General features: G+C 71.1%; 10 protein-coding genes and 2 tRNA genes. 4 read left to right on the top strand and 8 right to left on the bottom strand.

The window, feature by feature from the left end; translation table 11 throughout:
* Positions 1-55 precede the first annotated feature (55 nt).
* Positions 56-859 carry an MBL fold metallo-hydrolase gene (locus F6X68_RS02855; protein ID WP_151452771.1) on the top strand — a complete coding sequence of 268 codons (804 nt, stop codon included), beginning with the start codon at positions 56-58 and terminating at the stop codon, positions 857-859.
* 169 nt (positions 860-1,028) lie between these two features.
* Here the strand turns inward: F6X68_RS02855 and F6X68_RS02850 are convergent, their stop codons facing one another.
* Both F6X68_RS02850 and F6X68_RS02845 read right to left on the bottom strand, forming a co-directional pair.
* Positions 1,029-1,448, bottom strand: coding sequence for a CBS domain-containing protein (locus F6X68_RS02850; RefSeq protein ID WP_151452770.1), 420 nt, complete (start codon positions 1,446-1,448; stop codon positions 1,029-1,031).
* Between the two features lie 140 nt (positions 1,449-1,588).
* The gene (locus tag F6X68_RS02845; RefSeq protein WP_151452769.1) at positions 1,589-2,575 is read right to left on the bottom strand and encodes an L-threonylcarbamoyladenylate synthase; all 987 of its coding nucleotides are present in this window, start codon (positions 2,573-2,575) and stop codon (positions 1,589-1,591) included.
* 108 nt (positions 2,576-2,683) lie between these two features.
* Between F6X68_RS02845 and F6X68_RS02840 the strand changes: the two genes are divergently transcribed.
* Genes F6X68_RS02840 through F6X68_RS02830 form a run of 3 tightly spaced genes read left to right on the top strand, consistent with a single transcriptional unit; the run spans position 2,684 to position 4,647 of the window.
* Positions 2,684-3,226: a DapH/DapD/GlmU-related protein gene (locus F6X68_RS02840; protein ID WP_151452768.1), complete on the top strand. Its 543-nt coding sequence runs from the start codon at positions 2,684-2,686 to the stop codon at positions 3,224-3,226.
* 30 nt (positions 3,227-3,256) lie between these two features.
* Positions 3,257-4,012: an HAD family hydrolase gene (locus F6X68_RS02835; RefSeq protein ID WP_192581254.1), complete on the top strand. Its 756-nt coding sequence runs from the start codon at positions 3,257-3,259 to the stop codon at positions 4,010-4,012.
* Positions 4,009-4,647, top strand: coding sequence for a class I SAM-dependent methyltransferase family protein (locus F6X68_RS02830; RefSeq protein WP_151452766.1), 639 nt, complete (start codon positions 4,009-4,011; stop codon positions 4,645-4,647). The genes F6X68_RS02835 and F6X68_RS02830 overlap by 4 nt, the downstream gene beginning before the upstream one ends.
* A gap of 50 nt (positions 4,648-4,697) precedes the next feature.
* Here F6X68_RS02830 and F6X68_RS02825 read toward each other — a convergent pair.
* From F6X68_RS02825 to gyrB, 6 genes are all read right to left on the bottom strand, one after another.
* Positions 4,698-4,773 (bottom strand) — tRNA-Ala (locus tag F6X68_RS02825).
* 42 nt (positions 4,774-4,815) lie between these two features.
* Positions 4,816-4,944: a DLW-39 family protein gene (locus tag F6X68_RS33950; RefSeq protein WP_210834795.1), complete on the bottom strand. Its 129-nt coding sequence runs from the start codon at positions 4,942-4,944 to the stop codon at positions 4,816-4,818.
* A gap of 44 nt (positions 4,945-4,988) precedes the next feature.
* A tRNA-Ile gene (locus F6X68_RS02820) sits at positions 4,989-5,062 on the bottom strand.
* A 221-nt stretch (positions 5,063-5,283) separates the two neighbouring features.
* Positions 5,284-6,195 (bottom strand): DUF3566 domain-containing protein, encoded by a 912-nt coding sequence (locus F6X68_RS02815; RefSeq protein ID WP_151452765.1) that lies wholly within the window; start codon positions 6,193-6,195, stop codon positions 5,284-5,286.
* Between the two features lie 4 nt (positions 6,196-6,199).
* Positions 6,200-8,719, bottom strand: coding sequence for a DNA gyrase subunit A (gene gyrA / locus F6X68_RS02810; protein ID WP_151452764.1), 2,520 nt, complete (start codon positions 8,717-8,719; stop codon positions 6,200-6,202).
* Between the two features lie 130 nt (positions 8,720-8,849).
* Positions 8,850-10,796 (bottom strand): DNA topoisomerase (ATP-hydrolyzing) subunit B, encoded by a 1,947-nt coding sequence (gene gyrB / locus F6X68_RS02805; protein WP_151452763.1) that lies wholly within the window; start codon positions 10,794-10,796, stop codon positions 8,850-8,852.
* Positions 10,797-11,130 lie beyond the last annotated feature (334 nt).

The following is an 11,130-nucleotide window of genomic DNA, read 5'->3' as shown; positions in this document are numbered from 1 at the left end:
ACCCCGGCCCGAATGGGCCCGCCGATCACGGGTAGGGCTACCGGTGGAGGTGCACATGTCGACGACACAGCCCGAGGTCACGTTCATCGGCACCGCCACCACGGTGCTGCGGATCGGCGGGTTCACCCTGCTCACCGACCCGAACTTCCTGCACCGGGGCCAACGCGCGTACCTGGGCAAGGGGCTCTGGTCGCGACGGCGCACCGACCCGGCGCTGCGGATCGCCCAACTGCCGTCGCTGGACGCGGTCGTCCTCTCCCACCTGCACGGCGACCACTTCGACCGCGTGGCCCGCCGGGAACTCGACCGGGAGTTGCCCATCGTCACCACTCCCGCCGCCGAGCGGAAGCTGCGCCGCTGGGGCTTCCGGGCCGCCGAGGGGCTGCCCACCTGGAACTCCCGGGAGCTGCGCCGCGACGGCGAGACGCTGCGGCTGACCTCGATGCCGGGCAGGCACGGGCCGGGCGCGCTGGACCTGCTGATGCCCGACGTGATGGGCACGATGATCGACCTGGAACGTGACGGCAGCCGCCGGTTCCGCCTCTACGTCACCGGCGACACGCTCAACCGGCCGATGCTGGCCGAGATCCCCGAGCGGTACCCGGACATCGACGCGATGCTGATCCACCTCGGCGGCACCCGGATCGCCGGCATCCTGCTCACCATGGACGCGCGGCAGGGCGCCGACCTCGTCGAGTTGGTCCGGCCGAAGCTCACCGTGCCGATCCACTACGACGACTATCCGGTGTTCCGCTCGCCGCTGGGCCACTTCGTGGCGGAGGCCCGGCGGCGCGGCCTCGCCGGAACCGTCCGCACCATCGCCCGCGGCGAGACCGTCCCGCTGACCCCGCCGGACTGAGCCGCCGGCCCCCGGCCCATCCGGTCCCGCCAGCGCCTCCTCCCGCGCATCCGGCCCACCCGGTCCCGCCAGGGCCGCCTCCCGCGCATCCGGCCCGTCGGTGCCCCGCGTACGCCGATCGCCGCCTCCCAGCCGGGGCCGGAGGGCGGCGATCGGTCGTGACGTGCGGTCAGACGCGCTCGGAGATGGCCTCGATGAGGTCCCCCACCGGGCGCTCGGGCAGGGAGCGGGCCACGTCGGCGACGGCCACGATGCCGACGAGCTCGTGCCCGTCGATCACCGGCAGCCGGCGCACCTTGTGCTGGCTCATGGTCCGCAGGATCTCCGCCGCGTCGTCGTCGGCGCCGATCGTCACCGCCTCGCCCTGGGCGAGTTCACCGGCGGTGACGCCGCCCGGGTCGCGGCCCTCGGCGAGGACCTTCACCACGATGTCGCGGTCGGTCAGCATTCCCTTGAGGCGGTTGTCGTCCCCGCAGATCGGCAGCGAGCCTACGCCCAGCTGGGCCATCTGCTTGGCGGCCGTCTTGAGGTCGTCCTGCTCACGGATGCAGGTCACGTCGTTCGTCATGATCTCGCGTGCGGTCGGCACTGGCTGACACCTCACTTCCAGGGGGTCGTTGCCGTTTCTCCTACCCCCGTCCTCCCGGCCCATGCGCCCGGGAGGAACCGCCGGCACCGACAGCGTTCGCGCCCGCCGGGAGGCGGCGCCGCCCGACCCGGGTGCCCGCGTCAGGCCGTCGGGTGCCAGGTGGCGGCGGCGCGGCGCAGCCGGTCGTTGACCGCGCGGCCGACGCCCACCTCGGGAACCGGCTCGACCAGGATCTCGCCGACCCCGGCGGCGTCCAGCTCGTGCAGCGCGTCGAACAGCCGCGCGGCGGCCTCCGTCAGGTCGCCGGCGGCGGAGAGCACCTCCACGGCCGCCCAGTCGCCCGCCGGCCGGTCCCGGAAGGCCAGGAAGCCGCGCCGGACCCCGTCGGCCGCCGGCGGCTCGCCGCCCGAGGCCAACCGCAGCGGCGTACGCGGGGCGTAGTGCGCCGCCAGCGTGCCGGGCGCGACGGGCTGACCGGAGCTGCCCGGGCGTACGGTCACCGGGCCGGCCGCCTCCTCCAGCGCCTCCACGGGCAGCGCGCCGAGGCGCAGCACCACCGGCCGCCCGCCCCGGGCGTCCACGATGGTCGACTCGATGCCGCACCGCGTCGGCCCACCGTCGAGCACCACGTCCACGGCGGCACCCAGGCCCCGCACCACGTGCTCCGCCCGCGTCGGGCTGAGCTGGCCGAACCGGTTCGCGCTCGGCGCCGCCACCGGCACCCCGGCCTCGGCGATGAGCGCCCGCGCGTACGCGTTGTCCGGCACACGGACCGCCATCGTCGCCAGCCCGGAGGTGACGATCGGCGGGATCGCCGCCGGCCGGTCCACGATCAGCGTGAGCGGCCCGGGCCAGAAGCGCTCGGCCAACGCCGTCACCGCCGCCGGCACCGCCCCGACCAGCTTCTCCAGCTCGGCCGCGTCCGCGAGGTGCGTGATCAGCGGATCGAAGCTGGGCCGCGCCTTCGCCTCGAAGATCCGGGCGGCGGCCCGGGCGTCCAACGCGTTCGCGCCGAGCCCGTAGACGGTCTCGGTGGGAAAGGCCACCAACCCGCCGGTACGCAGGACGGAGGCCGCCTCGGCGATGCCGCTGTCGGCCGGGAGCACGCGTGGGGATCCGGTGGTCACGCCTCCGACGCTAACCTGCCGAGGCGGGCGGCTCGTGGGCGGCCGGGCGGAACCGCGGTGCCCTGCGCCGGCCGCGCCCACGCGTGAGCCGACAGGAAGGATCGTGGCGTGTCCAGCGACCGTCTGATGCGTATCCACAGCCCCGAGTTCCAGGCCATGGCCGAGCGGGTCCTGCGGGTCACCGAGCTCACCTCCCGTCTGAACGTCCTGCCCTTCGAGGACGAGGCGGGCAAGGCGAAGCTGTTCGCACAGATCCTCGGCAGGCCGCTGCCGAAGAGAGTCACGATCTATCCACCCTTCTACACCGACCACGGCCTCCGCCTGGACCTCGCGGAACGCGTGTTCGTCAACCAGAACTGCACGTTCCTGGACTACGCCGGCATCCGGCTCGGTCAGGGAGTGATGGTCGGGCCGAAGGCCACCTTCATCACCGTCGGCCACCCGGTCGATCCGGAGGAGCGACGGGGCTGGCTCAGCGGAGGGCCCATCGACGTGGCGGAGAACGTGTGGATCGGCGCCGGTGCCACGATCCTCCCCGGCGTCAGCATCGGCCGGGACGCGGTGGTCGCCGCCGGCGCGGTCGTGGCCGAGGACGTACCGCCGGCCAGCCTGGTGACGGGCGGCAAGGCGACCGTGTATCGACAGTGGTGACGCCTGTCCCGGTGCGCGAGGATGACGGGCATGCTTCGTCCCCCTCGGGCTCTCCTGCTGGACTTCGGCGGCGTCCTGGCCGACGCGCCACCCCAACCGCCGGCCCCGCCGGGTCTGGTGCGGCGCCTCGCCGAACTCGTCGACGGCGCCGTACCGGACGAGCAGATCACCCGTGACCTGGGCGAGGGCTCGCGGGCCTACGCCCTGTGGCGCGACGACGTGGGCAGGACGGACGACCCGGTCGAGCTGCCGCACGCCCAGGTGTGGGCCGACTTCGTGACCCGGTCCTGGCCGCAGGAGGCCCGCGCCGCCGTCGAGCGGGAGGCGACCCCGCTGGCGTACGCCTGGACCTGGCGCCGGGAGTGGGCGGTGCGTCCCGGCATCGGCGAGGCCCTGCGGCACGCCGCCGACGCCGGCCTGCCGATGGCGGTCGTCAGCAACACGCTCTGCGGCGCCGCCCACCGGGACTTCCTGGCCGCCGCGGGGCTCTCCGGGCTGTTCGGGGCCGAGTTCTACAGCGACGAGGCCGGGCCCCGGAAGCCGAACCCGGAACTGGCGCTGCTGGCGGCACGCGCCATCACGGTGCCGATCGGCGACTGCTGGTTCGTCGGCGACACCGTGCACCGCGACGTCGTGTGCGCCCGTCGCGCCGGCACGGGCGCCGCGATCCTGATGCGCTCGCCCCGCACCGACCGGGAACCGGCGCTCCCGGGAGTCGAACCGGACGCGCGGATCGAGGACGGCCACGGGCTCCTCGCGCTGCTGCGTGAGCACGCCCGCCCGTGACCGGCGGTACCGACTGGCAGGCGTGGCACGAGCCGTACGCCGACGTGGACTCCCCGCTGTCGCGTCGGCTGCGGCTGGTGCAGCAGCACATCGCCTCGTGGCTCGACGAGCGCTCCGAGGAACGGCTGACGGTGGTCAGCGCCTGCGCGGGGCAGGGCCACGACCTCATCGGCGTCCTCGCCGCACGGCCCGCCTCCCCGCGCATGCACGTGACCCTGCTCGAGTACGACGCCGGCAACGTGGCCGCCGCGCGGGCCGCCGCCGACCGGGCCGGCCTCTCCCACCTCGTGATCAGGCAGGCGGACGCGGGCCAGCTCTCCTCCTACGCCGGGACGGTTCCGGCCGACCTGGTGCTCATGGTCGGAGTCTTCGGCAACATCCCGGACGCCGACGTGCAGCGGACGGTCGCCGCCCTGCCCCAGTTCTGCGCGGCGGGTGCCACCGTGATCTGGACCCGGGCGCGGCGGGCACCGGACCTCACGCCGGCCGTACGGGGGTGGCTTCGCGACGCCGGCTTCGTTGAGGAGGCGTTCCACGCTCCGGCCGACGTGCGGTTCTCCGTCGGCGTCCACCGGTTCGAGGGCACACCGCGACCTCTGGACGCCACGGGAACGCTCTTCACCTTCCTGCGCTGACCGGTGATGCTGTCGCGAGCGTCAGGAACGAGATCAACCAAGGGAAGTGCTGGTGGAGCCCAGGGGACTCGAACCCCTAACCCCTGCCTTGCAAAGGCAGTGCTCTGCCAGTTGAGCTAGGGCCCCGGGAGGCGGACGAAGCCGCCGGTGCCGGCAGTGCCAGCGAGATCAGCGCAGGTCGGGCGCGGTGGTCGCCTCGTGCCACAGGGCGCGCTCGTCGTTGGAAGCCTTGACCTTCCTGGCCACCACGGCTGCCACACCAACGACGCCGGCCAGGATCAGAAGCTTCTTGAACATGGGGCCTACCCCTCGCGCTCGACTGCCGTCGGACGAATGTGCGGTGGGGCTAGCTGGAATCGAACCAGCGACCTCAGAGTTATCAGCTCTGCGCTCTAACCGACTGAGCTATAGCCCCGCGTGGCGACGAGCAAGGTTAACCCATCCGTCCGTCCGGCCCCAAATCGGGGGCCGCCGCGACGTCCGGGCGTTGCCGTCGCTTCTGAACCTACCGGAGGCTTCCCGCCCGGCCCAGCCGATTACGTCGCCCGCACGCCCCGCCCGAACGCCCGGTGACGTGCTCCGGACGCACGGAAGCCGGGGCTCCGCGCTCGGCGGTGCCCCGGCTTCCGAGGTGGTTCAGTCGCGCTCGGCGAGGGTCAGCTCGATGCCGCCGACCAGGTCCGCGCAGACGTTGTAGACGAAGGCCCCGAGCGTGGCGAGCGCCGTGAACAGCACGACGTTGACCAGGCCGATCAGCGCCGAGCTCAGGATCACGCCCTTGGCGGTGATCTGGAAGCCGCTGGTGCTCTGGCCGCCGCCCGCGCTGACCAGGTCGGTCAGGCTGTCGTTGACGCTGGTGAACACGCCCATCGCGTCGAGGGCCAGGTAGAGCACCGAGGTGGCCACCACCACGACGATGAAGAGCACCACCGAGACCGCGAACGCGAACTTCATGACGGACCAGGGGTCGATCCGCTTGAGGTTCAGCCGGGCCCGGCGCGGCCCGCGCGACGCGGCCGAACTGACCGACGTACGCGCGGCGCGTACCGCATCACCCACACGGGCCGCCCCGACGGCGGCGGCGCCGCTGATACCCGGCGGCAGGCCGCCCCCGTTGGCGGGGCGGCCGGCGCCGGCCGGGCCGCCGCCGTCCGGCTGCGGCTTCGCGGTGCCCGTCACGCGGGGCTGTGTGCCGGTGGAGCCCGTGATCCGCGGCTGTGTCCCGGTGGTGCCGGTCGACTGGGCGGCACCGACCTTCAGCGGCTGCGTCGTCGTCGGTGTGGCGGCGGCCGGCTTGGCGGCGGGGGCCGGCTTGTCGACCCCCACCGCCTCGGTCCGGTCCGCCGCGTCGCCGTCCTCGGAGGGCTTGTCCGGAGGCGGTGTCATCCCGGGCGCCCGGGTGAATTTCGGGGCAGGCGCGTCGGCGGGGACGGTCGCCCGACCCACGGCCGCGCGGCCGGTCGCTGGTGTGCCGCTCTTCGCGGCCTCCTCGTCGACCGGGGTGGCCGAGGTCCCCGTGTTCCCCGACTTCGCCTGTGTCTCCGTCATTCAACTAGTCCTGTTCGTCAGGCTCGTCGGCATTGCGAGCAATCGCCACGATAGTCACGCCATCCGGAAGGTCCATCAGCTTGACCCCCATTGTGTTCCGGTCACGCGTACGGCGTACAGGCTTCACCGGAGTCCGGATGACACCACCGTTGCTGGTGATCGCGAACAGCTCGTCGTCCGGGTCGATCACCACCGCGCCGACCAGACCACCGCGCCGCTCGGTGATCTTCGCAGTCAGCACGCCCTTACCTCCCCGGCCCTGCACGGGGTATTCCTCGATCGGGGTGCGTTTCGCATATCCCCCGTTCGTGGCCACCAGAACGTCCAGCCCCTCGCGGACCACCTCCATGGCCAGCAGGACGTCTTCCTCGCTGAAGCGCATGCCGATCACGCCCGAGGTGGCCCGCCCCATCGGGCGCAACGCCTCGTCGCTCGCGTTGAACCGGATCGCCTGCGCGTTCTTCGAGACCAGCAGCAGATCCTCCTCCGGCGCGACGAGCGCCGCCCCGACCAGCTCGTCCTCGTCGCGCAGGTTGATCGCGATGATGCCGCCGGACCGGGGGGAGTCGAACTCCTCGAGCCGAGTCTTCTTCACCAGGCCGTTCTTCGTGGCAAGTACCAGGTAGGGAGCCACCTGGTAGTTCGGAATCTCGATGATCTGCGCGATCTGCTCGTCGGGCTGGAACGCGAGCAGATTGGCCACGTGCTGGCCCTTGGCCACCCTACTGGCCTCCGGCAGTTCGTACGCCTTCGCCCGATAGACGCGCCCCTTGTTGGTGAAGAAGAGCATCCAGTCGTGGGTCGAGCATACGAAGAAGTGGCTGACGATGTCGTCCTGTCGGAGCGTCGCACCGCTGACACCCTTGCCGCCGCGCCGCTGTGACCTGTAGAGGTCGACCTTGGTCCGCTTCGCGTAACCCGTACGGGTGATCGTGACCACCACGTCCTCGCGGGCGATGAGGTCCTCCATGGAGACCTCGCCCTCGAACGGCACGATCTTGGTGCGCCGCTCGTCGCCCCACTTGGCGACGATCTCGCCCAGTTCCTCCGAGACGATCCTGCGCTGCCGCTCGGGCTTGGCGAGGATGTCCTTGAGGTCGGCGATCTCCACCTCCAGCTTTGCCAGGTCGTCCAGGATCCGCTGCCGCTCCAACGCGGCGAGCCGGCGCAGCTGCATGTCGAGGATCGCGGTCGCCTGGATCTCGTCGATCTCCAGCAGCCGGATCAGGCCCTGCCGGGCGTCCTCGACCGTGGGCGAGCGCCGGATCAGGGCGATCACCTCGTCGAGGGCGTCCAGCGCCTTGGACAGACCGCGCAGGATGTGCGCCCGCTCCTCCGCCTTGCGCAGCCGGAACGCCGTCCGCCGGCGGATCACGTCGATCTGGTGCTCGACGTAGTAGCGGATGAACTGGGCCAGGTTGAGCGTGCGCGGCACCCCGTCGACCAGCGCCAGCATGTTGGCGCCGAAGGTCTCCTGGAGCTGGGTGTGCTTGTAGAGGTTGTTCAGCACCACCTTGGCGACGGCGTCGCGCTTGAGCACGAGCACGATCCGCATGCCGGTACGCCCGGAGGACTCGTCGCGGATGTCGGCGATGCCGGCGAGCTTGCCCTCCTTGATCAGCTCGGCGATCCGCTCGGCCAGGTTGTCCGGGTTCACCTGGTAGGGCAGCTCGCTGACGACCAGGCAGGGGCGACCCCGCTTGTCCTCCTCGACCTCCACCACGGCCCGCATCCGGATCGACCCGCGCCCGGTGCGGTACGCGTCCTGGATCGCCTGCGTGCCCACGATCAGGCCGTGGGTGGGGAAGTCCGGCCCCTTGACGATCTCCAGCAGCGCGTCGAGGGTGGTGGCCTCGTCCTCCTCCGGGTGCTCCAGGCACCACTGCACGGCCGCGCCGATCTCGCGCAGGTTGTGCGGCGGGATCTTGGTGGCCATGCCGACCGCGATGCCCTCGGAGCCGTTGACGAGGAGGTTCGGGATCCGCGACGGCAGGATGGTGGGCTCCTTGGCCCGGCCGTCGTAGTTGTCCTGGAGGTCGACGGTGTCCTCGTCGATGTCCCGCAGCATCTCCATGGCCAGCGGGTCCAGCTTGCATTCGGTATATCTCATCGCGGCAGCAGGATCGTTGCCCGGCGAGCCGAAGTTGCCGTTGCCGTCGACCAGCGGGTAGCGCAGCGACCAGGGCTGCGCCATCCGGACGAGCGCGTCGTAGATCGCCGAGTCGCCGTGCGGGTGGAACTGACCCATCACGTCGCCGACCACACGGGAGCACTTCACGTAGCCCCGGTCCGGCCGGTAGCCGGAGTCGAACATGGCGTAGAGGATCTTGCGGTGGACCGGCTTGAGCCCGTCCCGGACGTCCGGCAGCGCCCGCCCGACGATGACGCTCATCGCGTAGTCGAGGTAGGAGCGCTGCATCTCCACCTCGAGCCCGACCGGTTCGATGCGGTCGTGCGCGACGACGGCGGCAACGGTCTCCGGGAGCTCGGGCTCGTTGGGTGTGGACTCGGGGATATCGGTCACTGTTAACCCTTATCAGACTCAGAGTCGTTTTCGTGCTGTGGATAACGGCTGTGGATACCGGCCGTGCTGTGGATAACTCTGTGGACAGGCGGGTCGGCCGGTGGATGACCGGCCGGCCCGCCGGGACCCGTCAGATGTCCAGGAACCGGACGTCCTTGGCGTTGCGCTGGATGAACGAGCGGCGCGCCTCGACGTCCTCACCCATCAGCACGCTGAACAACTCGTCGGCGGTGGCCGCGTCGTCGAGCGTGACCTGACGCAGCGTACGCGTTGCCGGGTTCATCGTGGTCTCCCACAGTTCGGGGTAGTTCATCTCGCCGAGGCCCTTGAACCGCTGGATGTCGTCCGGCTTCGCGTTCGGCTTCTTCTGCTGGCGCAGCGCGATCAGGCCGTCCCGCTCGCGGTCCGAGTACGCGTACTGCGCGTCGTCGCCGCGCTTGTTCCACTTGATCTTGTAGAGCGGCGGGGCGGCCAGGTAGACGTGCCCCATCTCGACCAGCGGGCGCATGAAGCGGAAGAGCAGCGTGAGCAGCAGCGTCTGGATGTGCTGGCCGTCGACGTCGGCGTCGGCCATCAGCACCACCTTGTGGTAGCGCAGCTTCTCCATGTCGAAGTCGTCGTGGATGCCGGTGCCCAGCGCGGTGATCAGCGCCTGGACCTCGTTGTTCTTCAGCACCCGGTCGATCCGGGCCTTCTCCACGTTGAGGATCTTGCCGCGGATCGGCAGGATCGCCTGGGTTCGCGGGTCGCGGCCCTGCTTGGCGGAGCCGCCAGCCGAGTCGCCCTCGACGATGAAGACCTCGGACTCGCGCGGGTCGGTGGACTGGCAGTCGGCCAGCTTGCCCGGCATCGAGCCGGACTCCAGCAGGGACTTGCGCCGGGCCAGCTTGCGCGCCTGCTGCGCGGCGATCCGGGCCCGGGCGGCCTGGGACGCCTTCTGGATGATGATCTTCGCCTCGGCCGGGTTGCGGTCGAACCAGTCGACCAGCCGGTCGTTGCAGACCCGCTGCACGAAGCTCTTCACCGGGGTGTTGCCCAGCTTGGTCTTGGTCTGGCCCTCGAACTGCGGGTTGGCCAGCTTGACCGAGATGATCGCGGCCAGGCCCTCGCGGATGTCCTCGCCGGAGAGCTTCTCGTCGCCCTTGAGCAGCTTCTTGTCGGTGCCGTAGCGGTTGACGACGCTGGTCAGCGCGGCCCGGAAGCCCTCCTCGTGGGTGCCGCCCTCGTGCGTGTTGATCGTGTTGGCGAAGGTGTAGACCGACTCGCCGTACGACTCGTTCCACTGCATGGCGATCTCGACCGACATGCCCTCCTCCTCGGCGCCGAACTCGACCACGGTCTTGTGGATCGGGTTCTTCGAGGCGTTGAGGTGCCGGACGAAGTCGGCGATGCCGCCCTTGTAGCAGAAGGTGACCTCGCGCGGCTTGCCCTCCTCGCCCTCCGGGACCCGCTCGTCGAGCAGGTGGATGGTGAGGCCCCGGTTGAGGAAGGCCATCTCCTGGAGCCGCCGGTAGATGGTCTGGAAGTCGAAGTCGACCGTCTCGAACACGTCGGCGTCGGGCCAGAAGGCCACCGCGGAACCGGTGCGGTCGGTCGACTCGCCCTTCTCCAGCGGGGTCGGCTTGGAGTTGTGGTACTGCTGCCGCCAGACGAAGCCGGACTTGTGGATCTCCACCGCCATCTTGGTGGAGAGGGCGTTCACCACGGAGACGCCGACGCCGTGCAGACCGCCGGAGACCGCGTACGCCTTGCCGTCGAACTTGCCGCCCGCGTGCAGCACGGTCAGCGCCACCTCGACACCCGGCTTCTTCAGCTTCGGGTGCAGGTCGACCGGGAAACCCCGGCCGTTGTCGGTGACCCGGACCCCGCCGTCGGCGAGCAGCACCACGTCGATGGTGTCGCAGTGGCCGGCCAGCGCCTCGTCCACCGCGTTGTCGACGACCTCCCACACCAGGTGGTGCAGACCGCGCTCACCGGTCGACCCGATGTACATACCGGGGCGCTTCCGGACCGCCTCCAGCCCCTCGAGAACGGTGATCGACCCGGCGCCGTACTCCTGCTTGTCCTGCGCTGCCACCTTCGGCCACTTTCTCGCGCCGTCCGCACCTGGTGGCGCGTCGGGCGCGGGTTCGGCGGACAGGACGCGACGTCGACGCGCAGACCGGCACCGGGGACAATTCCGGGGTACGGGTCGAACGCGCCGGTCGCCGCGGTTGCCCGCGGATCGCGATCGGCTCGACCCGACGTGGACAATGATCGCGGGCCCCGCTCCGGGCCCGTGTCTCGTCGCTCCGCACCGGGTCTTCGTCTCAGGGTCAATCTTACTGTGCGCGGACGACAGAACCACCACTCGGCACCCCTGCGAGGCGGCTGAGACCGACGTAGCCGGCCGAACCGCGCCGCCCGCGACT

The organism is Micromonospora sp. AMSO12t, from assembly GCF_008806585.1.
Taxonomy (GTDB): Bacteria; Actinomycetota; Actinomycetes; order Mycobacteriales; family Micromonosporaceae; genus Micromonospora; species Micromonospora reichwaldensis.
This window is presented reverse-complemented; position numbering and strand designations above follow the sequence as displayed.